Here is a 25,646-nt window from a genome sequence, read left to right as displayed (position 1 = left end):
GGACACGGCCTAGGAGCCGCCCACGCGCAGCACCTCGCCGAGCCCGCGGGAGCGGCGCGCCCTCGCCTCCGCGGCCACCACGCCCACCAGCGCGGTGAGCAGCACCACCGCCGCGAGCCCGAAGACCCACCACGGCACCACCGTGGACGGGTCCTCGGGCTGGCCGGTGAGGCTGCGCAGGGCCAGCGCGCCGAACGTCAGCTCCACCAGCAGCAGCCCCAGCAGCGGCCCGAACCCGATCGCCACCAGCACCGGCGGCACCAGCTCGGCCGCCGCGACGCGGTGGGTGTCCCGGGGCCGCAGGCCCAGCGTGCGCAGACGCGCCAGCGTCACCCACCGCTCCGGCGCGCTGGCCGCGGCGGCCAGCGCGAAGCCGAGCAGCCCGAGCACCAGCAGCGTGGCCGCGGCGCCCCGCTCCAGCCGCGTCATCCCGGCGCTCAGCGGCGCCGACCGGCGGTCGGAGAGCACGGCGTCCTGGGTGGACACGTACCCCTCGGCGCCGGCCATCGCCCGCGCCGCACCGGGCCCGTTCGCCCACACCGTGTTCGGCGCGAACGGCTGCGGCGCCGTCCGCGCGTCCAGCACGATCACGTTCTCCTCGCCGTTGATCGCCGGCGCCACCCCGACCGCCTCGAGGTCCAGCGGCGTCGTGCCCGGCCGGACCAGCTGCACGGTCATGCCGGGACGCAGGCTGCCGTCGGCCGAGCGCACCAGCGCCGGGATCCGGCCGGTGCCGCGCAGGCGGGCCAGGTCGGGCGCGTCCGGCAGCGGGTTGCCCGCCAGCAGCCGGGCGAACGCCGGCGCGTCGAGGACCGCCAGGCTCGGCGTGGTCTGGTCACCCCCGGCGATCACCCGCACGCCGTCGTCGATCTGCGCCGTCGCCACCGCGGTGACGCCGGGCGCGGCGGCGATCCGGGCCGCGACCCGCGCCGTCGACGCGGTCGCGCCGGCCGCCACGTCGAGGCGGGCATCGGCCCCGACCGTGCGCCACGCCCCGTCCACCGTGCCCCGGGCCGCGGTCACGTCGAGGGTGAGCGCGAACGTGACGAGCGCGGTGGTCGTCACCAGCACCAGCAGCGGCAGCGCCCGGGTGGCGGTGGCCGCCGCCCGCGCCGCCCCGAACACCGCCAGCGGCCACCGCGAACGCAGCGACCGGCGCAGCGCCAGCCCGGTGCCGAGCGGCAGCACCCGCAGCAGCAGCAACGAACCGGCGAGCACCCCCAGCGCGGGCGCGGCGGTGGCGAACGACCCGCCCTCCACCCCGCGCTGACGCAACGCCACGACCGCGCCGGCCGCCGCGGCCACGAACGCGACGTCGACCACCGCCCGGCGCAGCTGACGGGTGCGTTCCTGCCAGCGGCGCGCGGCCCGGTTCGCCGGCGCCCGCCGGTCGCGGGTGGCCCTGGCCGCCACCGACGTCCCGAACGCCGGCCCGGCGAGGAGCGCGGCCAGGCCGACGACGAGCGCACCGGAGACGGCCGCGCCCCCGGCGAGCACCAGCGACAGCAGAAGGCCGACCGCGGCCGCGGGCAGCGTCACCGCCGCCGCTTCCAGCCCCAGCTCCAGCGCGATGCCGGGCAGCGACGCGCCGCGTTCACGCGCCGCGGCCAGCGCCTGCGACCGGCGCCGGGCGAGCAGCTCGGCCGCGAGCAGCACCACCAGCACCGCCCCGGTCAGCACCGCGATCAGCAGCACGGACGCCTGGGCCTGCGCGGCGTTCACCTGGGCGCGCACGTCGCGCAGCACGGCGTCGAGCTGCGTCTCGAACTTCAGCGTCGAGTCGCTCTGCGCCGACGCGCCGGAGTTGGCCTTGAGCGCGGTGACGGCGCCGGCCAGGCGCTGCGCGGACGCCCAGGTGAGCGCGTCCGGGTCGGGCTGGAAGACGACCGTGCGGCGCAGCTGGTCGGGCAGCAGCGCGAGCCGGCCGTCGGGCAGCGACTCGGGCGAGAGCAGGCCGCCGAGCCGGGTGCTGCCCGCCCCGTCCAGCCCCGCGGTGGGCCGCAGCACCCAGGGGACGAGCTCCCAGGCCGGGTCACCCGGGTCGACCGGCGTGAAGATGCCGCTGACCAGCACGTTGTACGGGTTGCGCTGCTCGTCCTTGAGCGCGAGGTGGTCGCCGGGGCGCACCTTCAGCGCGGCCGCGTCGGCCTCCGACAGGCCGACCTGCGCCTCCCACGGCGGCCCGGCGTACGGGGCCTCGACGTCGCCGTCCACGGTCTTGCCCGGCGCGCGCCCGGCGACCCAGGTCACGGCCGGCCCGCCGTGGTCGTCCTCGACGTAGTTGAGCTGGAAGCGCCGCTGGACGCTGCCGTCGGTGACCAGCAGCGAGACCCCGGAGACGACGGTGACCGGCGAGCGCAGCGCGTCGCGCAGCTCCGGGTCGAGCTGCTCCACCGCGACCCGCTGGACGTCGGTGAGGTCGTCGGCGAGGTCGTCGTCGCGCAGGCGCCCGCCGTTCGGGCCGTAGCCCTCCTCCCAGGCGGCGTCGACGAGCACGGCGGCCTCCGGGCCGGCGCGCCGGATCGCGTCGCGGGCGGCCTCGTCGGCGGTGGCACGCAGCAGCGGCGGCACCGCGGCCGCGAGCAGCGTCACGACCAGCACGACGGCCGCGACCAGGGCCAGCGGTCCGCGGTCGGCCCGGGCGCGGCCCCGGACGCTCGGCCAGTGCACCGCGGGCACGAGCGCGGCGGGCCGCCTCACGAGGCCACCCGCAGGTGAGCGGCGTCGGCGCGGCGGGCCTGCACGGTGACCACCGCGGCCACCGCCAGCCCGGACCCGACGACGAGCAGCGTCAGCAGACCGCCGAGACCGAGCCACGGCCAGTGGCCGGCCACCGGCGGCACCGGCGCCGCCCCGGTGTCGGAGCGGATCATCAGCGGCGCGACCGCCAGCGTCGTGGCCGCGCCGACGAGCGCGCCCGCGAGCAGCACCGGAAGCAGCACACCGGCGTGCTCGAGCAGCAGCGCGGAGCGGATGTCGCGCCGGGAGACGCCCAGCCCGCGCAGCCGGGCCACCTCCAGGGCACGCAGCCCGACGTCGTAGGCCACGTGCAGCACCACGCCGCCGAGCAGCAACAGCACCGAGGCGACGACGAGCACGCGCAGCACGGCCGGGAGCGAGGCCCGGAGCGGGCCGCTGGACAACCGCTCGGTCTCCGCCGCCCGCGTGGTGACCTCACCGAGGTGCAGTCGCGCGACCGCGTCCGGCGCGCCGGCCCGCGGATCGCCCACCCACCAGGCCGTCACGTGCGAGTCGAGGTCGCCGCGCGCGATCAGGGCCCGCGACAGCGCGTCGACGTCGGCCAGCGCGGCCGCGGCGCCCGGCTCGGACGGCACCCGCGACACGACCCGGGTGACCACGGCCGTGACCGGGGTCGTCCCGTACGACAGGTTCAGCTCGGTTCCGGGGCGCGCGTCGACGGCACGCGCGAACCGGTCGGAGACGGCCAGCGGCACCGGCCCCGGCTCCGGGAACCCGGTGGTCACCAGCGTGCGGCTCAGTTCGTGCGGGTCGGTGAAGTTCACGATCGCGCGCAGGCGGAGCTCGGGGCCGGCGGTGGTGAGTGAGGTCCCCGAGACCTGGCCGAAGTTCGGCGCGGCCACCCCCATCCGCCACGGCGCGGGGAAGTCGCCGCCGGACAGGCGCACGGTGGCCTCGATCGTGCTCAGCGGTCCCCGCTGCGGGTACCCGGTGAGCGGCAGCGACACCGCGACCAGGCGCAGGCCGGCCAGCGGCGCGCAGCCGGGCACCGCGTGCCCGCGGCCGTCGAGCGGCACCGGCGGTCCGTCGCAGCTGGTCCGCGTGCCGGTGGAGTCCTCGAGCGCCAGCCGGGGCGTGACGGTGATCGGGCCGTCGGTGGCGGTGCCGGTGACCGTCAGCGTCGCGCCCTCGGGCAGCTCCGGCCCGGTGGACGGCGACGCCGGTCGCAGCCCGTCCCAGTGCCCGCCCGTGCGTCCCCGGACCACCGCGTCGGCGCGCCGGGTGTCCAGCGCGACCAGCCGGGGAGCGTCCCCGGGGCCGCCGAGGAACTGGCCGACGGTGACGTTGCGTGCCGCGACCGGGCTGACCGTCCCCCCGGTGACGGCACGCAGGCGGGCCGCCTCGGCGGGCGTGGGTGGTTCGGTCAGCGCGACCGCGAGGTCGGTGCCCACCGACAGGTCGGCCTGATCGTGCTGCGACGCCGTCCAGGTGGCCCCAAAGGCCGTCCCGAACGTCGCCGCGGCGCAGGCCAGCCCGATCAGCAGGCCGGCCGCGAACGCCTGCGGCCTGCGCGCGGCCTGGAACGCCGCCAGCGGCACCACCAGACCGCGGGCCCGCTCGGCCAGGCGTTCGGCCCCGCGCAGCGCCGGTGGCAGCAGCCGGAGCGCGAGCGCGACGCACGCCACCAGCACCAGCGCCGGCGCGAGCACCCGCACGACGTCGGCCCGGGTGTCCGCGGCCGCCGACTGCGCCCGCAGCTGCCACCAGCCGACCGCGGCCAGCACGCCGAGCAGCACGTCGGCGCCGGAGCGGGCGAGCAGCTCGCGGCGGGTGCGCCGGTCGCCGCTGTCCGGTGCGCGCCGCACCGCGAGGACCACGTGCAGCACCGCGAGCGTCAGCGCCCCGACGACCACGGCGGCCACCTGCGCGAACGTCACCAGCGGCGACGTGGGGAGCCCGGCGTCGGAGAGCGGTGGCGCCTGGGTCAGGCCCGCGTGCAGCAGCGACGACGCCGGGATCGAGATCGCCGCCGCGAGCAGCGCGAGCACGGCCGCTTCGACCGTCGCGAGCGTGGCCAGCTGCCCGGGGCTGGTGCCGAGCGCGGTCAGCAGCTCGCCCTCCTCGGCACGCACGCCGGTGGCCAGCCGCCCGGCCAGCGCCAGCGCGATCGCGGTGAGCAGCACACCGATCAGCGCGAACGCGAGCACCGACCCGGCGACCAGCTGTTGCTGGCGGCGGAGGTCGAGGATCAGGTCGGGGATCGGCGAGGTGACCCGCACGTACTGGACGCGGTCGCCGACGGTGCCGGAGAGCCGGCGGTCGGCGCCGAGCAGTGACCGCGACAGGCCGTCCAGATCGCGCCCGGCCGGCGCGGACAGGTCCGGGCGCGCGGTCACCTCCAGCCGGTCGAGCGACGGACCGCCGGAGAGCAGGTCGTCGAGCGTCACCAGCACCGGGCCGTAGGCGTTGACCTCGGGGGCGTAGCGCACGTCCGCGGGCGTGGGGTCGAACCCCTCACCGCCGAGCGGGTCGCGGTCCCACCCGGCGTCCGGGCGCGGGCGGACGAGCCCGACGATCGTGAGGTCGACCGGCCGCGCCGTCTGCCGCCCGATCTGCGGGCCCAGCCGCAGGACGCTGCCGACCTCCAGCCCGAGCAGCCGTGCGGTGCGGTCGAACAGCACCGCCTCGCCCGCGCCGGACCGCGGCCAGCGGCCGCCCACCAGGGTGGCGGTGTCCTCCAGGTTGTCCACACCGGAGAGGTAGGCCTCGCCGAGCCGGCCGCGGCTCTCGTCGGAGGCGGCCGGGAGCCGCTGCATCACCCCGGACGCGCGCGTGGTCGTCGTCGCCCGGAACGGGGCCGTCGCGCCGGTGAGCACGGCCTCGGCGTCGGCCGCGACCGAGCGGGTGTCGGCCGCCGCGATCGTCGCGGTGTACGCCGTCGCCTGCACGTCGGCCCGGTCGGCCCGGGACGCCGCCACCTCGACCGCCCGTTCGGAGGTGCGGGTCACCAGCAGCGCGCTCGTGCCGAGCAGCGTCCCGCCGAGCGTCAGGACGGTGAGCAGGCAGACCAGGAGAGCCCACTGGGCCCGGGCGCGTCGGGCGAGCAGGCCGGTCACGTGGTGAGGTGTCCGTCGGTGATGTGGATGGTGCGGTCGGCGAGGGCCATCATGATGGGGTCGTGGGTGGCGACGAGTGCGGTGACGCCTTCGGTGTCGACGATGCCTTTGATGAGGGCCATGACGGCCAGGCCGGTGTCGGCGTCGAGTTGGCCGGTGGGTTCGTCGGCGATGAGTAGGCGGGGTGAGGCGGCCAGGGCGCGGGCGATGGCGACGCGTTGTTGTTGGCCGCCGGAGAGTTCGGTGGGGCGTTGGTGGGCGTGGTCGGTGAGTCCGACGAGGTCGAGCAGGAGGTTGACGCGTCGTTCGCGGTCCGGCGGTGCGGTGCGGGCCAGCCGCAGCGGAACTCCGATGTTTTCGGCGGCGGAGAGCACCGGGATCAGGCCGAAGGTCTGGAAGATGTAGGAGACCTTCTCGCGGCGCAGCCGGGAAAGACCGTCCTCATTGAGGGCGGTGACGTCGATGCCGTCGACGATCACGGTGCCGTGGTCGGGGCGGTCGAGGCCGCCGACGACGTTGAGGAGGGTGGTTTTGCCGGAGCCCGACCGTCCGACGAGGGCGACGAGGGTGCCGGGTTCAACGTCGAACGTGATGTCGTTCAGCGCGTGCACGGACCCGAAGTGGCGGTGGACACCCGCGACGGTGAGCAGGCTCATGCGTCGGGCCGGATCGTGACGTGGTCGGCTTCCAGTGCCAGCCGGACGCGTCGGGTGAGCGCGAGGGCCTGGCGGTAGTCGCGGGGGATCTGCACGCGTCCGGCGCGGTCCATGACGGCGTACTCCTCGGCGATCAGATCGTCGCCGTGGGTGCGGCGGAGTACTTCGCTGCTGGTGCGTCCGTCGCGGATGGCGACGGTCCGTTCGACCTGTCCGCTGACGGTGGGGTCGTGGGTGACGACCACCACGGTCACTCCGAGGTCGCGGTTGACCTCGCGCAGGGCGCTGAATACCTCGGCGGAGGTGGTGGTGTCCAGTTCGCCGGTGGGTTCGTCGGCGAGGAGCACCTCGGGTTGGTTGGCCAGCGCCACCGCGATCGCGACGCGTTGTTGCTGGCCGCCGGAGAGTTGGGCGGGCCGCCGGTCGGCGTGGTCGCCGACACCGAGGGCTTCCAGCAGTTCGAGGCTGCGGGCCCGGCGTTTCGCGGCGGGGACCCGGGCGGCGGTCATCGGCAGGTCCACCATCTGCCGTGCGGTCAGATACGGCACCAGGTTGCTGGCGGTCTGCTGGCGGACGAACCCGACGGTGTGCCGCCGGTAGGCGACCCGGTCGCGGCGGGTCATCGCGAGCAGGTCCCAGGTGTCGACCCGCGCGCGGCCGGCGGTGGGGGCGTCGATGCCGGCCAGGATCGAGAGCAGCGTCGATTTACCCGATCCGGACGCGCCGACGATCGCCACCATCTCGCCGCGGTGGACGAGCAGGTCGAGGCCCTGGAGGGCCTGCACCTCGATCGGCCCGGTCTGGTAGATGCGGACGAGGCTTTCGCAGACGATCAACGCGTCCGCACCGAACTCCGGCGCCTTCGGCCCGGGAGCGGGAAGCGACAGCGACAAACTACCCTCCAGGCCCCGGTGACAGCGCTCACAGTACGGCCCTCGCCAAACCCCGTCGCGCGCCCCCTCGCCCCGGCCGGGTGCCCCGGGGAGAGCACCCGGCCGGGGCGAGCTCAGACCCGGACCGCCACCGGCGCGGGTTCCTCGGCCACGGTGAGCCGGGCCCCCTCCACGTCGACGTCCGGGAGGCGACGGTCGAGCCAGCCCGGCAACCACCAGGCGGCCCGGCCGAGCAGCGAGAGCACCGCGGGCACGATCGTCATCCGGACGACGAACGCGTCCACGGCGACGCCGAACGCGAGCGCGAACCCCAGCGACTTGATGATCGCGTCGTCGCTGAGCACGAACCCGGCGAAGACGCTGATCATGATGATCGCGGCCGCGCCGACCACCCGGGCGCCGTGGCTGACACCGCTGATCACGGCCTCGTCCGGGGTGGCGCCGTGCACGAACTCCTCGCGGGCCCGGGTGACCAGGAAGACCTCGTAGTCCATCGCCAGGCCGAACAGGATGCCGATCAGGAAGATCGGCATGATGCTGACGATCGGCGCGGTCTCCTCGACGCCGAGCAGCCCCGCCAACCAGCCCCACTGGAACACCGCGACGGTCGCGCCGAACGTGGCCGCGATCGAGAGCAGGAACCCCAGCGTGGCCTTGAGCGGCACCGCGATGCTGCGGAACACCAGCATGAGCAGCACGAACGCGAGCCCGACGACGACCGTCAGGTACGGCACGAGCGCGCCGGTGAGCTGGTCGGAGACGTCGATGCCGAGCGCGGTCGGGCCGGTCACCGCCAGCGTCGCGCCGGGCGGGGCGGGCCGGTCGCGGATCGTCTCGACCAGCTCGGTCGTCGCGGCCGCACCCGGGCCGCTGCCCGGGACGACGGTGAGCAGCGCGGTGTCACCGGCCGGGTTGACGGCGGGCGGGGTGACCGCGACGACGTCGTCGAGCCCGCGCAGGGTCCCGGCGGCCTGCTCGGCGGCGGCCGCGGCGCGCCCCGGTGCGGCCTCGACCAGCACGACGAGCGGACCGTTGAAGCCGGCCCCGAAGCCCTCGCTGAGCTGGTCGTAGGCCTTGCGCTGGGTGGACTGCGCCGGTGCGGTGCCGTCGTCGGGCAGCGCGAGCCGCAGGTCCAGCGCCGGTACCGCGGTCAGCACCAGCAGCCCGGTGGCCGCCAGCACCACCCCGACCCGGTGCGTGACCACCGACCGCGCCCACCGCTCCCCGAGCGGACGCCGCCCCGTCCGGCCGGCGGCCGGGTGCGCGTTCCGGGCGCGGCGGGGGAGGATCCGGTCCCCGGCGAAGCCCAGCAGCGCCGGGAGGAGCGTGAGGCTGATCAGGACGGCGACGGCCACGGTGGCGGCGGCGGCCAGCCCCATCGACGTCAGGAACGAGATGCCGACCACCGAGAGCGCGGCGAGCGCGATGACGACGGTGAGACCGGCGAACACGACGGCGGAACCGGCGGTGCCGATCGCGCGCCCCGCGGCGTCCTCCCCGGAGCGGCCGGCGCGCCGCTCGTGCCGGTAACGCGAGAGCACGAACAGCGCGTAGTCGATGCCGACCGCGAGCCCCAGCATGAGCGCGAGCGTCGACGTCGTCGCGCTCAGGTCGACGAACCCGGTCGCGACCTGGATGCCGAGCATCCCGAGCCCGACCCCGATCAACGCGGTGAGCAGCGGCAGCCCGGCCGCCACCAGCGACCCGAACGTCAGCACCAGCACGAGCGCCGCGACGGCGACGCCGAGCACCTCACCGACCGGGGCCTCGCCGGCCTCCTGGGCGGCCGATCCGGAGAACTCCACCCCGAGCCCGGCCGGCGCGGCCGAGCGACCCGCGTCGAGCAACCGCTCGCGGGCGTCGCCGGCCAGCTCGGTGGGCGCCACGTCGTAGGAGACGGTCGCGTACGCGGTGCGCCGGTCCGGCGCGACGACGAGGTCCGACACCGCCGCGACGTCGGGCAGCGCCCGCAGCTCGGCGACGGCGCCGTCGATCGCGGCCCGGGGCCCGGCGCTCGTCAGGTCGTCGCCGGTGAACACGACGTTCGCCGACGCGGTGTCCCCGGGCCCGGTGCCCATCTTCTCGCCGATCACCTCCATCGCCCGGGACGACTCGGTGCCGGGGATCGAGAAACCCTCGTCGGTGGGGCCCGACAACGTCGCCGCGCCGACGCCGAACAGCACCAGCAGCACGGCCCAGGCCGCGGTCGTCCGGCCGCGGCGGCGATAGGAGAACCGGCCCAGCCGGTAGAGGAGAGTAGCCACGGATCGACGATCGCCGCGGCGGCGCCCGGCGTCGTCGTGCCGTTGCAGGCCGGGCCGTACCACCGTTGCGGTATCCACGCCGGCCGCCGCTACCACGTCCGGACGAGGTGGCCCGCGACCTGCTCGTTTACCGTGGTCCTCGATGATGTCGAGAGTTCGTGCGCACCGGGCCCTCCTCACCGACCTGCTGCTGGCGGGGGCGATGGGGTTCCTGAGCCTCCAGGCCGAGCAGACCGTCGAGCCGCCCTGGCGGGCACCGCTCGCGGTGATCGGCGTCGGTGCGCTCCTGCTGCGCCGCCGCTATCCGGTGGCCGCGCTCACGGTCGTCACGCTCGTGGTGTCCGGCGGGGTGATCGCCGGGTTCCTGTTCCCGGGCCTCGCGCTCGGCCTGGGCGTGCTGATGTACACGGTCGCGCTCGAGCTCGACGGACGGCGGCCGTGGGGGTACGCGGCCCTGGTGTCGGCGGCGGTGTGCGTCCCCGGCCTGATCCTGCACTTCGACACCTGGTGGGGCGTGAACTCGTTCGCGGTGCCGGTGTGGATCGTCGGGGGCGCGGCGATCGGGGACTCGGTCCGGTCGCGGCGCGCGTACATCGCCGAGGTCACCGAGCGCGCCCGGCAGGCCGAGCTCACCCGCGAGGAGGAGGCGCGCCGGCGGGTGATCGACGAACGGCTGCGGATCGCCCGCGAACTGCACGACGTGGTCGCGCACCACATCGCGGTGATCTCCGTGCAGGCCGGCGCCGCGACGCGCGTGCTCCGCTCCGATCCGGAACAGGTCTGGCCGGTGCTGACGCACATCCGGTCGGCGGCCGACACCGTGCTCACCGAGATCCAGTCGGTGGTCGGGGTGCTGCGTGACCCGAACGAGGTGACGAGCACCGAGCCGACGCCCGGGATGGACCGGTTGCCGGTGCTGCTCGACGACCTGCGGGCGATGGGGTTCGCGGTGTCCTACACCGCACACGGGGAACACCGTGCGCTGCCGGCGATGACCGACATCACCGCGTTCCGGATCGTGCAGGAGGCCCTCACCAACGCCCGCCGCTACGGCGACGGCTCGGCGTCGCTGGCGGTGGACTTCGACGCCGACGAAGTCCGGGTCACGGTGACCAACCGGGTCCGCCCGGCCGCCGCCACGGGGTCGGGCTTCGGCCTGCTCGGCATGCGCGAGCGGGCCACCGCCGCCGCCGGCACGCTCGAGACCGGGCCCACCCCGGACGGATCCTTCCGGGTGCGCGCGGTGCTCCCGCTGCGCGCCGAGGTGACCGCGTGATCCGGGTGCTCCTGGTCGACGACCAGGCGCTGATCCGGGCCGGGTTCCGGATGATCCTCGACGCCGAACCCGGCCTCGAGGTCGTCGGTGAGGCGGCCGACGGCCGGGCCGCGGTCGACCTCGCCTACTCCGCGATGGCCGACGTCGTCCTGATGGACCTGCGCATGCCCACGATGGACGGCATCGAGGCGACCCGGCGCATCGGCGCGGACGACCGGCTGGCCGGTGTCCGGGTGCTGGTGCTCACCACGTTCGAGGAGGACGACAACGTGGTGCTCGCGCTGGAGGCCGGGGCCAGCGGGTTCCTCGGGAAGAACGTCGACCCGGACGACCTGGTCGCGGCGATCCGGGTGGTCGCGGACGGCGAGGCGCTGCTCTCCCCGCGCGCCACCCGGGGCCTGGTCGCGCGCTTCATCGCCCAGCGCCGCCCCGAGGTGACGACCGAGTACCCCGGCCTGCGTCACCTCACCGACCGCGAGCGCGAAGTCCTGGTGCTGGTGGCCCACGGACTGTCCAACGAGGAGATCGCCGCGCGCCTCACGGTGTCACCGCTGACCGCGAAGACCCACGTGAACCGCGCGATGACCAAGCTCGGCGCCCGCGACCGCGCCCAGCTCGTCGTGGTGGCCTACCAGAGCGGCCTGGTCCGACCGGGCGACGCCCTCACCTAGGGCCCGTTTCGCGGGCCGGCCGCCCACGGCGGCCCGCACCTGCGAAGCAGGCCCTAGCGCGCGTACTCGCGCAGGCGGTCGGCGAAGGCGGCCACCCGGTCCCGCAGTTCGGCCGGCTGCTCGATCGTGAACGGCGCGTCGAGCGACGCCAGGACGGCGGGCAACCAGTCCAGGCTCTCGACGCGCAGCTCGACGTCGAGGTGGTCGCCGTGGTCCTCGACGATCGCGAGGCCGGCCGGGAGCCGGCCGCGGACCCGCGCCGCGGTGGCCCGGACCCGCAGCCGGACGTGGTGGCGGTAGGGAACGGTCGCGAGCCGGTGGAGCAGGCGCTCGGCCGGGTCGTGCGGCTCCGGGGGCTCGAACGTGCCGGGCAGCGTGCGCACGCTCCCGATCCGGTCCAGGCGCAGCGTCCGGTCCTGCCCGGCGTCGGTGCCGGTGACGTACCAGTGGTCGTTGTGGACGACCAGCGCGTGCGGGTGGAACGTGCGGTCGCCGCGCCGGCCGTCGGCGGCGGTGTAGTCGAGCCGGACCGGCTGGTGGTCGCGGACGGCGGCGGCCAGCGGGAGCAGCACCTCGCTGTCCGGTGCCGGCGCGGCCACCGGCGCCGTCCACGACACCGACTCCAGCACCGCGTCCAGCCGCCGCGCCAGCGGGGCCGGGAGCACCCGGCGCAGCTTGGCCCGCGCGGTCTCCTGCGCGGTGCCGGCCGTGCGTGCCGTCGCCAGCCCCAGCAGCACCGCGAGCGCCTCGTCCTCGCTGAACATCAGCGGCGGCAGCCGGTGCCCGCGGGCCAGGCGGTACCCGCCGTAGCGGCCGCGGACCGACTCGACCGGCACGTCGAGGTCGACCAGGTGCTGGACGTACCGCCGGACGGTGCGCTCGTCGACGTCGAGCCGGTCGGCCAGTTCCGCGACGGTACGCAGCCCACCGGACTGGAGGAGTTCGAGCAGCGAGAGCACACGAGCGGTCGGCCGGGCCACGACGCCGACGATACCGGGCGGATCCTGTCCGGTATTGCTCCTAGCGTGCGGGTATGAACTTCGTGTCGATCCGCATCATCACCGCCGACGTCGCCCGCCTCGTCGGCTTCTACGAGAAGACCACCGGGCTGGCCGCGTCCTGGGCCACGCCGGAATTCGCCACGATCACCACCGGGGTGGCGACGCTGGCCATCGGCGCCGAGCGCACCGTCCCGCTGGCGACCCCGGCGACCAACCGGTCGGTCATCGTCGAGTTCCTGGTCGACGACGTCGACGCGCTGCACGCGACGCTCGTCGACGTCGACGTGGCCATGCCGCCCACCACGATGCCGTGGGGCAACCGGTCGCTGCTGCTGCGCGACCCCGACGGCAACCTGGTCAACTTCTTCACCCGGTGACCGGCCGACCGGTGGGGCGGGAGCCGCCCCACCGGTCCCGGTGGATCAGCGCTGCGAGAGCGAAAGGTAGTCGCGCTCGGTCGCGCCGGTGTAGACCTGCCGCGGACGGCCGATCTTCGTCGCCGGGTCGTTGATCATCTCGCGCCACTGCGCGATCCAGCCCGGCAGCCGGCCGAGCGCGAACAACACGGTGAACATCCGCGTCGGGAAGCCCATCGCCTTGTAGATCAGGCCGGTGTAGAAGTCGACGTTCGGGTACAGCTTGCGCTCGACGAAGTAGTCGTCCGAGAGCGCGATCTCCTCGAGCTGCAGCGCGATGTCGAGCATCGGGTCCGGGTTCGGCATCGCGTCGATGACCTCGCGCGCGGCCTTCTTGACGATCGTCGCCCGCGGGTCGTAGTTGCGGTAGACGCGGTGGCCGAAGCCCATCAGGCGGGTGCCCGCGGTGCGGTCCTTCACCGCGCTGACGAACGCCCCGACGTCACCGCCGTCGGCGTTGATGCGGCTGAGCATGCTCAGCACGGCCTCGTTCGCGCCGCCGTGCAGCGGCCCGAAGAGCGCGTTCACCCCGGCCGACACCGAGGCGAACATGTTCGCCTGGCTCGAACCGACCAGCCGCACCGTCGACGTGGAGCAGTTCTGCTCGTGGTCGGCGTGCAGCACCAGCAGCATGTCGAGCACCCGGGCGTGCAGCGGGTTCGGCTCGTACGGCGTGGTCGGCAGCCCGAACGTCATCCGGAGGAAGTTCTCCACGTAGGAGAGCGAGTTGTCCGGGTAGAGCGTGGGGTGGCCGATCGAATTCTTGTACGAGTGCGCCGCGATCGTCGGCAGCTTCGCGAGCAGCCGCACGGTGGAGATCTCGACCTGGTCGGAGTCGAACGGGTCCAGGCTGTCCTGGTAGAACGTCGAGAGCGCGCTGACGCCCGACGACAGCACGGCCATCGGGTGCGCGTCACGCGGGAACCCGTCGAAGAAGCGACGCATCTCCTCGCGGATGAGCGTGTGCTCCTTGACGTCCTCGGTGAACGAGGTCAGCTCGGCCTCGGTCGGCAGCTCACCGTGGATCAGCAGGTGCGCGACCTCGAGGAACGAGGATTTCTCGGCCAGCTGTTCGATCGGGTAGCCGCGGTAACGCAGAATTCCGGCGTCGCCGTCGATGTACGTGATCGCCGACGTGCACGACGCCGTGTTCACGAACCCGGTGTCGAGGGTGACCTTGCCGGTGTTCTTCAGCAGCGGGGCGATGTCGAGGCCGTCGGAGCCCTCAGAGGCTTCGCGCACCGGCAGCGGCAGGCTTTCGTCCCCGTACTGCAGTACGAAGTCGTCCTTGCGCTCATCGGTCATGCTCTTCCTCCCGGATCGTCGACGTGCAGGGGTGCGCGGCCGCGGACTCATGTTCCGGACGGGTTTCGCCGGAGAGTCCTGTGTCCACCCATCGTTACAGCCGTGAGTCGCAACTCGGGTGCGGGACAGGTCACACTCGCGACATCTCGCCTGCTGGACGGCAGTGCGCTATGTCCGCAGCATTCCGTAGCAGTGAGATGACGGACCGACGCGCAGCGCCCTCGCGACCACGCCGAGGAACCGGACGGCAGACGTCAGAGGTGATGATTACCACGAATGCCCGACGCGCGTGCGGCGAACAGGGCGCGTGGCGGCCACCGGGACTCCGTACGATGCCCCGAGAAACCGACCTCCAGGGAGGCGCAGTGAAGTCGCGTGCGGCCCCACTGCTGGTCGGGCCGGCCGCCGGGCTGCTCGCCGTCGTCTGCGGCCTGCCCTACTGGCGCGAGCACGTGCCGGCCGCGCTGATGACCTGCCTGGGCTGCGCCGGGTTCGCCGCGGCCGGCGGGCTGTTCGCCGGGAGCGCCGACGGCCGCCGCCGGTCCGGTCTCCTCCTCGTGACCGGCGCGTTCTGCGTGGCCCTGGCCTGGGTGGTCACCTGGAACAGCGGGATCTGGCCGCTGATCTCGTTCCTCGCGCAGGGCACGGCCTACGTACTGTCGGGTGCGGCCGTGCTGCTCTATCCCGGCGGGCGGCTGGCCGGCCGGTTCGAGCGGGCCTGGGTGGTGTCCGCGGCCGTGGTGCTGATCGGCGGCCAGATCGTGGTCGGACTCGTGTCGCGTCCGGAGTGGAACGGCCTGCGCCCCGACGTGGTGTGGCCGAACTTCGCGTCCGACCGCCGGATCTTCGACCTGACCGTCGAGATCGTGATCGTCCTGCAGCTGCTGCTGGTCGTCTGGTACCTCGTCGTGCTCTTCCGCCAGGCCCGGCGCCTGCCCGAGCTGGAACGCTCGGCGCGGCTCCCGCTGCTGCTGGCCACCGGGTTCTTCGGCGTGGGCGCGGCGGTGCTGACGACGGGCTCGGACGCCTGGACCGAACTCGACGCGCTGCTGTCGTTCTACGTCGTGGTGAACCTCCTGGCGATGGCGGTTCCGCTGGCCGTGCTCTCCGGCGCGCTGCGTGAACGCTGGCGCGAGGTGGACGCGCCGCACCGGGTCGTGCGGATGACCTCGGCGACGTCGTCGGTGGCCTCGGTGCGCGACGCGCTGGCCACCGCGCTGCGCGACCCCGCGCTGAGCCTGCTGTTCTGGGTGCCGTCCGAGCGCAGCTACGTCGACCGGCGTGGACAGCTGGTGCTCCGCCCGCGTGCGTCCGGGGGCCGGTGGCTGGCCGAGGCACGCATCGACGAGCGGCAGCCGCTCGCGCTGGTGGAGCTGGCCGAGGGCCTGCGTGAGCGCGGACCCATGGTCGACGCGGTGCTGCGTGCCGGTTCGCAGGCGTTGCTCACCGCGCAGCTGCAGGCGGTGGCGACCGCGCAGCTGGAACAGGTGCTGGCGGCCCAGGCGCGGGTGGAGGAGCGGGAGACCGCGGAGCGGCGCCGCCTGGAGCAGGACCTGCGCGAGGGGGCGCAGCGGCAGCTGGTGTCGCTGGCGTCCCGGCTGGAAGGGCTGACCGGGCTGCCGGAGCCGGCCCGGTCGGTGGCGGTGTCGTGCCGGGCCGAGGTGGTGGGCACGATCGCCGACCTGGAGGCGCTGGCGCGCGGCCTGCACCCGTCGGTGCTGCGTACCGACGGGCTGGGGGCGGCGCTGGACGAGGTCGCGGCCCGGTTGGGGTTGGCGGTGCGGGTGGCGGTGCGGGCCGGGCGCAAGCCGCCGGCGGTGGAGGCGACGGCGTACTTCGCGCTCTGCGAGGGCCTGACGAACGTGGCCAAGTACGCCCCCGGTGCCCGGGTGCGGATCGAGGTGACCGAGGCCGACGGCTGGTTGCACGGGGTGGTGGCCGACGACGGGCCGGGTGGGGCGCGGGTGATCCCCGGGGGCGGGCTGGCCGGTATCGACCGGCGCATCCGGGCGCTGCACGGGCGCACGCTCGTCGAGAGCGAGCCCGGCGCCGGCACCCGGTTGCGCATCAGCCTCCCCAGCGCCTGACCCGGACGGTCCGCCCGGGCCGCACGGCCTCCCGCCGGCCGGCCGTCCGCGCGCCGGGGCCGTGGTCAGGCGGCCGTGGTCAGGCGGCGGTGGCGGCTGCGGCCGCCCGGCGGGCGCGGCGGGTCGCCCGGGCGCAGCGGGCGAGGTAGAGCGGTGACGGCGGGATCCACCCCAGCTGCAACGCCATCGACTGGTCGTCGCGCACGGCCCAGTGCTCGACCACCAGCCCGTTCCGCACGCGCTGGAAGTGGGCGTGGCGCACCTCGAACCGCCGCCCGGTCGGCGCGAACGCCCGCTCCACCCGGCCGTCGGCGTTCCACACCACGAAGTCCCCGGTCTGGCGCCCGGACATCCGCCCGTAGGTGACCGCCAGGTCGCCCTCGACGACGCTCTCGTCGACCGCGAACGCCAGCTCGCTGAACGCCGAGCGCAGCCAGAGCGCGGTGGCCCAGAAGGCCTCCGGCCCGGTGCCCCGGCACGCCGGCGGTTCGTCCACCGCCTCGCGGTTGGTCGCGTCGGGGTGGACGACCGCGCGCAGGTCCGCCACCGTCCCCGCCATCACCAGGTGGATCGCTCGTTCCGCGATGTCGTGCATGCTGCCCTCCAAATTCGATACATGATGCTGTACACAATTGAGGACAGTAGGCTGTATCGAACCCTGTGGCAAACGGTATTCCGGAGATCCATGCCCTACGACAACCGCACGCGTGCCGCGGCCGCGCGCGCGACCCGCGCCGCCGTCCTCGCCGCCGCCCGCGAGTCGTTCCTGGCCAACGGCTACGCCGGCACGACGATCCGGGCGGTGGCCGGCGCCGCCGGCGTCTCCCAGGAGACCGTCTACAAGCGGTTCGGCGGCAAGGCCGGGCTGCTCAAGGACGTCTACGACGTCGCGATGGCCGGCGACGACGAGCCGGTGCCGATCGCCGGGCGGCCGCAGTCGCTCGCCGTGCACCGCGCGGTCACGCCCCGGGAGACCACCCGCGCCTACGCCGCGCTGGCCCGGTGGCTGATGGAGCGGGCCGGTGCGGTGCTGCGGGTCGTCGTGCCGGCCCGGGGGAGCGACCCGGAGCTCGACGCGTTCGTGCGCACGATCGACGGGGAGCGCCTGATCGGCACCCGGATGGCGGTCACCGCCTGGGACGAGCACGGCTGGCTGCGTCCGGGCCTCGGCCGCGACCGGGCGATCGACACCGTCTGGACGCTCAACTCACCGGCGGTGTGGCTCCTGCTCGACGAACGGGGCTGGACCGGCGAGGACTACGAACGCTGGCTGCGCGAGACCCTCGACGCCACGGTCCTGAGCTGAGTCACGGCGCGCGCGAGCCGCGGGCCTCCTCCTGCTCGACCAGGGCGTCCAGGTCGTCGAGCCGGCGCAGGCCGCGCAGCGGCCGGCGCATGCGGTGGTTGCCCTCGAGCGTGTCCTCGTGGCGCGCCAGGAAGCTCCAGTACCCGGCGGTGTAGGGGCAGGCGTCGTCGCCGGTGCGGTGTTTCGGGTCGTAGCGGCAGCCGCCGCAGTAGTCGCTCATCCGGTTGATGTAGGCGCCGCCGGCCGCGTAGGGCTTGGTGCTCATCCGGCCGCCGTCGGCGAACTGGCTCATGCCGATGACGTTCGCGGTCATCACCCACTCGTAGCCGTCGACGAAACACCGGTGGAACCAGTCGGCGACCGCGCCGGGCCGCCAGCCGCGCTGCATCGCGTAGTTGCCCAGCACCATCAGCCGGGGGATGTGGTGCACCCAGCCGCGGTCGCGCACCCCGGCGAGCACGTCGGACAGGCAGCGCGCCTCGACCGCGTCGGCGTCCAGCGAGGCGAACCAGGCCGGGAGGGCGCGGCGGGCGTCCAGCGCGTTGGCGGTGCGGTACCGGGGCTCGAAGTACCAGTACAGATGCCAGACGAAGTCACGCCAGCCGAGGATCTGCCGGGTGAAGCCCTCCACGCCGGCCAGCGGCGCCGCGCCGGACCGGTAGGCCTGCTCGGCCCGGTCGACGACCTCGCGCGGATCCAGCAGCCCCAGGTTGATCGCCGCGCTGAGCAGGCTGTGGGCCATCAGTGGATCGTTCGCGAGCATCGCGTCCTCGTGCGGCCCGAACGCCGGGAGCCGGTGCTCGACGAAGTGACGCAGGCGGGCCAGCGCCTCGGTCCTGGTCGCCGGGAACAGGCGCGGCCCGTCGTTGCCGACGAACTCGATGCCCTCGTCGTGCTGCCATCGGTCGAGGTCGGCGCGCACCTCGTCGTCGATGGCGTCCTCGCGGATCGGCGGGGGCGGTGGGACGTCGAGCGTGCGCGCGCCCCGGGGCGGCGGCTCCCGGTTCTCGGCGTCGTAGTTCCAGTGCCCGCCGGCCGGTTCGTCCCCGTCCATCAGCACGTCGTGCTGACGCCTGGCGAAGCGGTAGAAGTCCTCGAGGCGCAGGTGCTTCCTCCCGTCCGCCCAGGCCACGAAGTCTCCCGGCGCGGTGACGAACCCGCGCGGTGGCCGCATCTCCACCGTGTCCAGGCGCTGGACGAACGCGCGGGCGGCCCGCGAGGTCGGGTGACACACGCTGACCGGCTCGGTGAGCGCCTCCGCGTACGTCTCGGACCGGACGAGACGCACGTCGTCGCCCGCGGCCTCCCGGTGCCGCAGCGCGGACAGCACCAGATGGGCCTTCTGCCGGTGGAACACCCGCCGCCGGAACACCGCCTTCGACTCGACGAGCAGCACCGGCTGGTCCGGCGCGTCGAGGAAGTGCGGCCCCAACTGATCGGCGAACAGCCAGCGTCTCTCCACCCGCACGAGGCTATTTCGCCGCCCGTAGGATCGAGGGATGACGGTGCGTGTCGGGCTGGTCGGAGCGGGTCCCTGGGCGACGAGTTTCACCGGGCCGATGCTCGCGGCCGGGCCGGGCACCAGCCTGGCCGCGGTGTGGGCGCGTCGCCCCGAGGCCGCGCGTGCGCTGGGCGTGCCGGTGGCCGACAGTTTCGACGCGCTCCTCGGCACCTGCGACGCGGTGGCGTTCGCGGTCCCGCCGGACGTGCAGGCCGAGCTCGCGCCGCGCGCGGCCGCGGCCGGCAAGCACCTGTTGCTGGAGAAGCCGGTCGCGTTCGGCCTCGAGGCCGCCGAGCGGGTCGCGGCCGCGGCCGACGCGGCGGGCGTCGTCACCCAGCTGATGCTCACCAACCGCTGGTCGGCGGCCGTGCCGGAGTTCGTGGAGCGGGTGCGGACGGCCGGTCCGCGGGTCCTGCGCGCGGAGTTCGTCGGCAGCGGCGCGATGCCCGGCTCGTTCTTCGCCACGCCCTGGCGCCGCCCGGAGGCCGCGCTGCCGGACGTCGGTCCGCACGTGTTCGACCTGCTCGAGTCGGCCGCGGGCCCGGCCACCGTGGTGCACGCCCGGCGGGCGGGCGCGGTCACCGCGGTGACGTTCGAGCACGCCGGCGGTGCGGTCAGCTCCGCGGTGCTCTCGATCGCCACGCCCGGCGCGCACGGACCGATGAGGTGCGAGGCGATCACCGACGGCGGGCGCATCGACCTCGCCGACCCGGGCGCGGAGGACCCGGCGACCGTGCAGCGGCGCATCGCGTCGACGTTCGCCGAGGCGGTCGCCAGCGGGAAGAGCCCGTCGCCCGACGTCCACCGCGGTCTCGAGCTGCAGCGGCTGCTCACCGCCGCCGAGGCCGCGCTCAAGAGTTGAACTAGTCCAGAGCAGAACTTGATCTGGTCCAGAAAAGTGCACTAGGGTTCGGTTCCGTGACGCCCGACTTCGTAGCGCAGCTGCGGACGGCCGAGCTGCGCGTGACCCGCCCGCGTCTCGCGGTGCTGGCCGCGCTGCACGGCCACCCGCACGTGGACACCGACACCGTGTTCGCGCTGGTCCGGGAGGAACTGCCGACGGTGTCCCGCCAGGCGGTGTACGACGTGCTGCACGCGCTGACCGCCGCCCGGCTGGTGCGGCGGATCGAGCCGGCCGGTGCCACCGCCCGGTACGAGTCCCGGGTGGGGGACAACCACCACCACGTCGTGTGCCGCTCCTGCGGCGCGATCGCCGACGTCGACTGTGCCGTCGGCCATGCCCCCTGTCTCACTGCCTCGGACGACCATGGTTTTGTGGTGGATGAGGCGGAGGTCGTCTTTTGGGGCATATGCCCCGAATGTTCGGCTAGTCGTAATGCCCAGTGAAACAACGCAGTTCGGAAGGACGCAGATGAGCTCCCCAGACAACGCTCCCTCCAGCGCGCAAGGTGTAGACCAGAAAGCGGCGTCGGGCTGCCCGGTCGCGCACGACTCGGTCACCTCGCACGGCAGCGAGAGCGAGAACCCGGCGATCGACTCGCCGAAGCCGAAGACCGGCGGCCGCCCGCACACCAACCGGGACTGGTGGCCCAACAGCCTCGACCTGACCGTGCTGCACGCCCACTCGTCGAAGGTCAACCCGCTGGGCGAGGACTTCGACTACGCCGAGGAGTTCAAGAAACTCGACGTCGAGGCGCTCAAGCGCGACATCACCGAGGTCCTCACCACCTCGCAGGACTGGTGGCCGGCCGACTTCGGCCACTACGGCGGCCTGATGATCCGCCTGAGCTGGCACGCCGCGGGCACCTACCGCATCGGCGACGGCCGCGGTGGCGCCGGCGACGGCGGCCAGCGGTTCGCGCCGCTGAACAGCTGGCCGGACAACGCCAACCTGGACAAGGCCCGCCGCCTGCTCTGGCCGGTGAAGCAGAAGTACGGCCAGAAGATCTCCTGGGCCGACCTGCTGGTCCTGGCGGGCAACGTCGCGCTGGAGTCGATGGGCTTCAAGACGTTCGGCTTCGGCTTCGGCCGCGCCGACACCTGGGAGCCGGAAGAGATCTTCTGGGGCCCCGAGGACGCCTGGCTGGGTGACGAGCGCTACGTCTCCGACTCGGAGATGGCCGAGGACGTCGGCGCCACCGAGATGGGCCTGATCTACGTCAACCCCGAGGGCCCGCGCGGCAGCGCCGACCCGATCGCCGCGGCGCACTTCATCCGCGAGACGTTCGGCCGGATGGCGATGAACGACGAGGAGACCGTCGCCCTCATCGCCGGTGGCCACACGTTCGGCAAGACCCACGGCGCCGGCATCGCCGACGACCACGTGGGCGCCGAGCCCGAGGGTGCGCCGATCGAGGCCCAGGGCCTGGGCTGGCTGAGCACCTACGAGAGCGGCAAGGGCAAGGACACGATCACGTCCGGCCTCGAGGTCACCTGGACCGACAAGCCCACCCAGTGGAGCAACCGCTTCTTCGAGATCCTGTACGGCTACGAGTGGGAGCTCACCACGAGCCCCGGCGGCGCCAAGCAGTACGTGGCGAAGACGTCCGACGAGATCATCCCGGACCCGTTCGACGCCACCAAGAAGTACCGCCCGACGATGCTCACGACCGACCTGTCGCTGCGCATGGACCCGGAGTACGACAAGATCTCGCGCCGGTTCCTGGAGAACCCGGACGAGTTCGCGCTGGCGTTCGCCAAGGCCTGGTACAAGCTGCTGCACCGCGACATGGGCCCGGTCAGCCGCTTCCTCGGCCCGTGGGTGGCCGAGCCGCAGCTCTGGCAGGACCCGGTGCCCGCCGTCGAGGGCCAGCTCGTCGGGGACGCCGACGTGGCCGCGCTCAAGGCCACGGTGCTCGAGTCCGGCCTGAGCGTCTCCGAGCTGGTGCGGACGGCGTGGGCGTCGGCCGCGAGCTTCCGCTCGACCGACAAGCGGGGTGGCGCCAACGGTGCTCGCCTCCGCCTCGAGCCGCAGCGCAGCTGGGCCGTCAACCAGGGCACCGGCCCGGTGATCGAGAAGCTCGAGAGCATCGCCCGTGAGTTCAACGCCGCCGGTGGCGCGCAGATCTCGGTCGCCGACCTGATCGTCCTGGCCGGCAACGCCGCGATCGAGAAGGCCGCGAAGGACGCGGGCGTCGACGTGACCGTGCCGTTCCGGCCCGGCCGCACCGACGCCACCCAGGAGCAGACCGACGTCGAGTCGTTCGCGGTGCTCGAGCCGCGGGCCGACGGGTTCCGCAACTACCTGCGCTCCGGCGAGAAGCTCCAGCCCGAGACGCTGCTCGTCGACCGCGCGTACCTGCTGAACCTGACCGCGCCGGAGATGACCGTCCTGGTCGGTGGCCTGCGTGCGCTGGGCAACAACGTCGGTGGCGCGAAGCACGGCGTCTTCACCGACCAGCCGGGCGTTCTCACCAACGACTTCTTCGTCAACCTGCTGTCGCCGGGGACGAAGTGGAAGGCGTCGGCGACCGACGAGAACGTCTACGACATCACCGACGTCACCACCGGTGAGCTGAAGTGGACCGCCACCGCGGTCGACCTGATCTTCGGCTCGAACTCGCAGCTGCGTGCCCTCGCCGAGGTGTACGCGAGCGAGGACGCGCGCGACAAGTTCGTCAAGGACTTCGTCGCCGCGTGGGTGAAGGTGTCGGAGCTCGACCGGTACGACCTGGCCTGAGCAACACCGCAGAGCGGGCCCGGCCATCGGCCGGGCCCGCTTTTCTATCGGCCGATCTTGTCCAGCTCGGCGACGTCGTCCGCCGACAGGACGAGCCCGGCCCCGGCGGCGTTCTCGCGCAGGTGGGCCACCGACGACGTGCCCGGGATCAGCAGCACGTTCGGTGACCGCTGCAGCAGCCAGGCCAGCGCCACCGACATCGGCGTCGACCCCAGCCGGGCCGCCACCGCCGAGAGCGCCTCGGACTGCAGCGGGCTGAAGCCGCCGAGGGGGAAGAACGGCACGTAGGCGATGCCGTCGGCGGCGAGCGCGTCGATCAGGTCGTCGTCGTGGCGGTGCGCGAGGTTGTACATGTTCTGCACGCAGACGATCGGCGCGATCGCCCGCGCCTCGGCGACCTGCTCCGGGGTCGCGTTGCTCACCCCGAGGTGCCGGATCAGCCCCTGCCCGCGCAGCTCGGCGAGCGTCTCGAACGCGGCCGCGACCGGCTCGGCCACCGGCCCCTCGGCGTCGCCCAGCCGGAGGTTGACCACGTCGAGGACGTCCAGGCCGAGGTGGTCGAGGTTCTCGCGGACCTGACGGCGCAGGCTCTCGGGGTCACGCGCGGTGGGCCAGCCGCCCTGGGCGTCGCGGCGGGCGCCGACCTTGGTCACGACGTGCAGCGACGCCGGGTAGGGGTGGAGTGCCTCGCGGATCAGCTCGTTGGTGACCGACGGCCCGTAGGCGTCGGAGGTGTCGATGTGGGTGACGCCGAGCTCGACCGCCGTCCGCAGCACCGCGAGCGCGCCGGCGTGGTCGGCGGGCGGGCCCAGGACCCAGGGCCCGGCCAGCTGCATCGCGCCGTACCCGAACCGGGTGACGCTCAGGTCGCCCAACATCCATGTCCCGCCAGGAAGTTCTGTCATGGGACCTACTATGAACAGGTAACTCTCTAGCGGGAAGTAGGCACCTCAAAGTGCGTAACGCTCCGTATGACGCCTTCTTGGCCCAGTGTCCGAGCCGGCAGCTGCTCGACCGCATCTCCGACAAGTGGAGCACGTTGACGCTCTGCGCCCTGAGCGACGGCCCGCTGCGCTACTCCGAGCTCGCCCGCCGGCTCGACGGCGTCAGCCAGAAGATGCTCACCCAGACCGTGCGCACCCTGGAGCGCGACGGCCTGGTCAGCCGTACCGTCGAGCCCACCGTGCCGATCTCGGTCACCTACGAGCTGACCGACCTCGGCTGGTCGCTGCTCGCCACCGTGCGCGGCGTGAAGAGCTGGGCGGAGGAGCACATGGACGACGTGTTCGCGCACCGGAAGGCCCACGATGCCCGAACCGCCGTGTGAGGCGGCCCGCGCCGCCGCGCGGCGGGCGGCCCGGCGCGCCGGCGTCCGGGTCCGGCCGCTGGAGTCGTTGGCGGACGCGGTCGGCTGCGAGCAGCTGTTCCGGGACGTCTGGCAGACCGGCGCGAGCCAGGTACCGGTGCCGGCCGACGTCGTCCGCGCGCTGATCGACGCCGGTAGCTACGTCGTGGGGGCGTTCCGGGCCGGGTTGATGCTCGGCGCCTGCGTCGCGGTCTGGGGCCCGCCGGGAAGCGCGCGCCTGCACAGCCACATCGCCGGGGTCCGGGCGGGCGCCCGCGGCGGCGACGTCGGGCTGGCGCTGAAACTCGACCAGCGCGCCTACGCCATGGACCACGCGGTCACCGAGGTGACCTGGACGTTCGACCCGCTGATCAGCCGCAACGCGCACTTCAACCTGCGCAAGCTCGGCGGCGTCGCGGACACCTATCTCGTCGACCACTACGGGCGGCTGGTCGACGGCCTGAACGGCGACGACCCGTCCGACCGGCTGCTGGTCCGCTGGCACCTCGACGACGAGCGCACCCGCCGGGCCTGCGACGACGGGGTCGCGACCCCGGTGGACGGACCCCGCGTCCCGGTGCCGCCGGACATCGAGGACCTGCGCCGGCGCGACCCGGTGGCGGCCGGGAACTGGCGCCGGTCGGTGCGCGAGGCCCTGGCCGGCCCGCTCGCCGCGGGCGGCCTGATCGTCGACTTCGACCGCGCCGAGAGCGCCTACCGGCTCGCGCTCAGCTGAGCGTCTCCGGCGTCGCGTCCGCCAGCGCCAGGCGCAGGCCCGGCAGCACCGCGTCCAGATCGCGGGTGGTGCGGAACACGACGACGGCGGCGTGCTCGTCCACCGGGCCGCCCGGGCCGCCCGGGCCGCCCGAGCCGCCGAACAGCCGCAGGACGTCGGCCATCGCCCGGTCGAACTCGTCGAGCGGGTCCGCGCCGACGCCGCGCAGCCAGCGGCGCAACACGTAGTTGTGGGCGGTGACCACGGCGTTGGCCAGCAGTTCGGCGTGCAGCGGGTCGCCGCCGATGCCGCGGTCCACCGCGAACTCGCGGAACAGCCGCTGGTACTGCTGCAGGCCGCTGATCTCGCGCTGGCGCAGCGCCGGCACCGTGCGGGTCAGCCGGTACCGCGCCCGGGCCAGGTCGCCCTCGTCGAGGTAGTGGGTAAGTACCAGACGGGCGCCTTCGACGATCGCGGGCACCCCGGCGTCGGGTGCGGCCGCGTGGAACCGGTCACGCACGGCGACGAGAAGTGACTCGTGGTGGGGGAAGATCACGTCGTCCTTCGCGCCGAAGGCCCGGAAGAACGTCGTCCGGCCGACACCGGCCCGGGCGGCGATGTCCTCGACCGTCGTCTGCTCGTACCCCTGCTCCTCGAACAGGGCGAACGCCGCGGCGGTCAGCCGTTCCCGCGCGGACTCGTTGACCATTCGTCCACCTCCCTGGTACTGAGTACCATAGAGCGGAACCCAGTA

Annotated in this window: 21 protein-coding genes; 10 read left to right on the top strand and 11 right to left on the bottom strand. The window is 74.0% G+C overall.

Going from position 1 to position 25,646, the window contains the following annotated elements; all coding sequences use genetic code 11:
- Nucleotides 1-9: 9 nt before the first annotated feature.
- From ABD437_RS09975 to ABD437_RS09955, 5 genes are all read right to left on the bottom strand, one after another.
- Nucleotides 10-2,700, bottom strand: coding sequence for an FtsX-like permease family protein (locus ABD437_RS09975; RefSeq protein WP_344648483.1), 2,691 nt, complete (start codon nucleotides 2,698-2,700; stop codon nucleotides 10-12).
- Nucleotides 2,697-5,816, bottom strand: a complete 3,120-nt coding sequence (locus ABD437_RS09970) for a permease (protein WP_344648482.1) — start codon at nucleotides 5,814-5,816, stop codon at nucleotides 2,697-2,699. Before ABD437_RS09970 ends, ABD437_RS09975 begins: the two co-directional genes overlap by 4 nt.
- Entirely contained in the window at nucleotides 5,813-6,472 is a 660-nt protein-coding gene (locus ABD437_RS09965; protein ID WP_344648481.1) for an ABC transporter ATP-binding protein, read from the bottom strand. The genes ABD437_RS09970 and ABD437_RS09965 overlap by 4 nt, the downstream gene beginning before the upstream one ends.
- A complete protein-coding gene (locus ABD437_RS09960) occupies nucleotides 6,469-7,365 on the bottom strand; it encodes an ABC transporter ATP-binding protein (protein ID WP_425558127.1) in 897 nt (298 codons plus the stop codon). Before ABD437_RS09960 ends, ABD437_RS09965 begins: the two co-directional genes overlap by 4 nt.
- Before the next feature lie 113 nt (nucleotides 7,366-7,478).
- On the bottom strand, nucleotides 7,479-9,629 hold the full coding sequence (locus tag ABD437_RS09955) for an MMPL family transporter (protein WP_344648480.1): 2,151 nt from the start codon (nucleotides 9,627-9,629) through the stop codon (nucleotides 7,479-7,481).
- Between the two features lie 142 nt (nucleotides 9,630-9,771).
- Between ABD437_RS09955 and ABD437_RS09950 the strand changes: the two genes are divergently transcribed.
- The gene (locus tag ABD437_RS09950) at nucleotides 9,772-10,905 is read left to right on the top strand and encodes a sensor histidine kinase (RefSeq protein WP_344648479.1); all 1,134 of its coding nucleotides are present in this window, start codon (nucleotides 9,772-9,774) and stop codon (nucleotides 10,903-10,905) included.
- On the top strand, nucleotides 10,902-11,576 hold the full coding sequence (locus tag ABD437_RS09945) for a response regulator (protein ID WP_344648478.1): 675 nt from the start codon (nucleotides 10,902-10,904) through the stop codon (nucleotides 11,574-11,576). The genes ABD437_RS09950 and ABD437_RS09945 overlap by 4 nt, the downstream gene beginning before the upstream one ends.
- A 53-nt stretch (nucleotides 11,577-11,629) precedes the next feature.
- Here ABD437_RS09945 and ABD437_RS09940 read toward each other — a convergent pair whose 3' ends face one another.
- The gene (locus tag ABD437_RS09940; RefSeq protein WP_344648477.1) at nucleotides 11,630-12,556 is read right to left on the bottom strand and encodes a helix-turn-helix transcriptional regulator; all 927 of its coding nucleotides are present in this window, start codon (nucleotides 12,554-12,556) and stop codon (nucleotides 11,630-11,632) included.
- Nucleotides 12,557-12,609: 53 nt separating this feature from the next.
- Here ABD437_RS09940 and ABD437_RS09935 point away from each other — a divergent pair, with 53 nt between their 5' ends.
- Complete coding sequence (locus ABD437_RS09935) at nucleotides 12,610-12,954, top strand: VOC family protein (protein WP_344648476.1); 345 nt, start codon at nucleotides 12,610-12,612, stop codon at nucleotides 12,952-12,954.
- A gap of 45 nt (nucleotides 12,955-12,999) precedes the next feature.
- Here the strand turns inward: ABD437_RS09935 and ABD437_RS09930 are convergent, their stop codons facing one another.
- Nucleotides 13,000-14,298: a citrate synthase gene (locus ABD437_RS09930; RefSeq protein WP_344648475.1), complete on the bottom strand. Its 1,299-nt coding sequence runs from the start codon at nucleotides 14,296-14,298 to the stop codon at nucleotides 13,000-13,002.
- Nucleotides 14,299-14,663: 365 nt separating this feature from the next.
- Here ABD437_RS09930 and ABD437_RS09925 point away from each other — a divergent pair, with 365 nt between their 5' ends.
- Nucleotides 14,664-16,385: a sensor histidine kinase gene (locus ABD437_RS09925; RefSeq protein ID WP_344648474.1), complete on the top strand. Its 1,722-nt coding sequence runs from the start codon at nucleotides 14,664-14,666 to the stop codon at nucleotides 16,383-16,385.
- A 79-nt stretch (nucleotides 16,386-16,464) separates the two neighbouring features.
- Here the strand turns inward: ABD437_RS09925 and ABD437_RS09920 are convergent, their stop codons facing one another.
- The gene (locus ABD437_RS09920) at nucleotides 16,465-16,980 is read right to left on the bottom strand and encodes an ester cyclase (RefSeq protein WP_344648473.1); all 516 of its coding nucleotides are present in this window, start codon (nucleotides 16,978-16,980) and stop codon (nucleotides 16,465-16,467) included.
- A gap of 90 nt (nucleotides 16,981-17,070) precedes the next feature.
- On the opposite strand from ABD437_RS09920, the gene ABD437_RS09915 reads away from it, so the two are divergent.
- Nucleotides 17,071-17,691, top strand: a complete 621-nt coding sequence (locus ABD437_RS09915; protein WP_344648472.1) for a TetR/AcrR family transcriptional regulator — start codon at nucleotides 17,071-17,073, stop codon at nucleotides 17,689-17,691.
- Nucleotide 17,692: 1 nt separating this feature from the next.
- On the opposite strand, the gene ABD437_RS09910 is transcribed toward ABD437_RS09915, so the two are convergent.
- A complete protein-coding gene (locus tag ABD437_RS09910; RefSeq protein ID WP_344648471.1) occupies nucleotides 17,693-19,153 on the bottom strand; it encodes a cryptochrome/photolyase family protein in 1,461 nt (486 codons plus the stop codon).
- Between the two features lie 37 nt (nucleotides 19,154-19,190).
- Here ABD437_RS09910 and ABD437_RS09905 point away from each other — a divergent pair, with 37 nt between their 5' ends.
- The 3 genes from ABD437_RS09905 to katG are packed head-to-tail and all read left to right on the top strand — an operon-like array spanning nucleotide 19,191 to nucleotide 22,832.
- Nucleotides 19,191-20,054, top strand: coding sequence for a Gfo/Idh/MocA family protein (locus tag ABD437_RS09905; RefSeq protein ID WP_344648470.1), 864 nt, complete (start codon nucleotides 19,191-19,193; stop codon nucleotides 20,052-20,054).
- Nucleotides 20,055-20,110: 56 nt separating this feature from the next.
- On the top strand, nucleotides 20,111-20,539 hold the full coding sequence (locus ABD437_RS09900) for a Fur family transcriptional regulator (RefSeq protein ID WP_344648469.1): 429 nt from the start codon (nucleotides 20,111-20,113) through the stop codon (nucleotides 20,537-20,539).
- A 25-nt stretch (nucleotides 20,540-20,564) separates the two neighbouring features.
- Nucleotides 20,565-22,832 (top strand): catalase/peroxidase HPI, encoded by a 2,268-nt coding sequence (gene katG / locus ABD437_RS09895; RefSeq protein WP_344648468.1) that lies wholly within the window; start codon nucleotides 20,565-20,567, stop codon nucleotides 22,830-22,832.
- A 44-nt stretch (nucleotides 22,833-22,876) separates the two neighbouring features.
- On the opposite strand, the gene ABD437_RS09890 is transcribed toward katG, so the two are convergent.
- Nucleotides 22,877-23,737, bottom strand: coding sequence for an aldo/keto reductase family oxidoreductase (locus ABD437_RS09890; protein ID WP_344648467.1), 861 nt, complete (start codon nucleotides 23,735-23,737; stop codon nucleotides 22,877-22,879).
- A 50-nt stretch (nucleotides 23,738-23,787) separates the two neighbouring features.
- Between ABD437_RS09890 and ABD437_RS09885 the strand changes: the two genes are divergently transcribed.
- Nucleotides 23,788-24,159 (top strand): winged helix-turn-helix transcriptional regulator, encoded by a 372-nt coding sequence (locus ABD437_RS09885; protein WP_344648466.1) that lies wholly within the window; start codon nucleotides 23,788-23,790, stop codon nucleotides 24,157-24,159.
- On the top strand, nucleotides 24,140-24,913 hold the full coding sequence (locus ABD437_RS09880; RefSeq protein ID WP_344648465.1) for a hypothetical protein: 774 nt from the start codon (nucleotides 24,140-24,142) through the stop codon (nucleotides 24,911-24,913). The genes ABD437_RS09885 and ABD437_RS09880 overlap by 20 nt, the downstream gene beginning before the upstream one ends.
- On the opposite strand, the gene ABD437_RS09875 is transcribed toward ABD437_RS09880, so the two are convergent.
- Complete coding sequence (locus ABD437_RS09875) at nucleotides 24,906-25,601, bottom strand: TetR/AcrR family transcriptional regulator (protein ID WP_344648464.1); 696 nt, start codon at nucleotides 25,599-25,601, stop codon at nucleotides 24,906-24,908. The two genes, ABD437_RS09880 and ABD437_RS09875, sit on opposite strands and share 8 nt — an antisense overlap.
- Nucleotides 25,602-25,646: the final 45 nt, after the last annotated feature.

Origin of the sequence: Cryptosporangium japonicum (assembly GCF_039524755.1) — a bacterium.
Lineage (GTDB): Bacteria > Actinomycetota > Actinomycetes > Mycobacteriales > Cryptosporangiaceae > Cryptosporangium > Cryptosporangium japonicum.
This window is presented reverse-complemented; position numbering and strand designations above follow the sequence as displayed.

What these genes read in the sequence shown, in the direction of transcription:
- ABD437_RS09965 (WP_344648481.1), bottom strand. Translation starts at nt 6,472, where the DNA reads ATGAGCCTGCTCACCGTCGCGGGTGTCCACCGCCACTTCGGGTCCGTG.
- ABD437_RS09950 (WP_344648479.1), top strand. Translation starts at nt 9,772, where the DNA reads ATGATGTCGAGAGTTCGTGCGCACCGGGCCCTCCTCACCGACCTGCTG.
- ABD437_RS09935 (WP_344648476.1), top strand. Translation starts at nt 12,610, where the DNA reads ATGAACTTCGTGTCGATCCGCATCATCACCGCCGACGTCGCCCGCCTC.
- ABD437_RS09930 (WP_344648475.1), bottom strand. Translation starts at nt 14,298, where the DNA reads ATGACCGATGAGCGCAAGGACGACTTCGTACTGCAGTACGGGGACGAA.
- ABD437_RS09920 (WP_344648473.1), bottom strand. Translation starts at nt 16,980, where the DNA reads ATGCACGACATCGCGGAACGAGCGATCCACCTGGTGATGGCGGGGACG.
- ABD437_RS09915 (WP_344648472.1), top strand. Translation starts at nt 17,071, where the DNA reads ATGCCCTACGACAACCGCACGCGTGCCGCGGCCGCGCGCGCGACCCGC.
- ABD437_RS09905 (WP_344648470.1), top strand. Translation starts at nt 19,191, where the DNA reads ATGACGGTGCGTGTCGGGCTGGTCGGAGCGGGTCCCTGGGCGACGAGT.
- katG (WP_344648468.1), top strand. Translation starts at nt 20,565, where the DNA reads ATGAGCTCCCCAGACAACGCTCCCTCCAGCGCGCAAGGTGTAGACCAG.
- ABD437_RS09890 (WP_344648467.1), bottom strand. Translation starts at nt 23,737, where the DNA reads ATGACAGAACTTCCTGGCGGGACATGGATGTTGGGCGACCTGAGCGTC.
- ABD437_RS09880 (WP_344648465.1), top strand. Translation starts at nt 24,140, where the DNA reads ATGCCCGAACCGCCGTGTGAGGCGGCCCGCGCCGCCGCGCGGCGGGCG.
- ABD437_RS09875 (WP_344648464.1), bottom strand. Translation starts at nt 25,601, where the DNA reads ATGGTCAACGAGTCCGCGCGGGAACGGCTGACCGCCGCGGCGTTCGCC.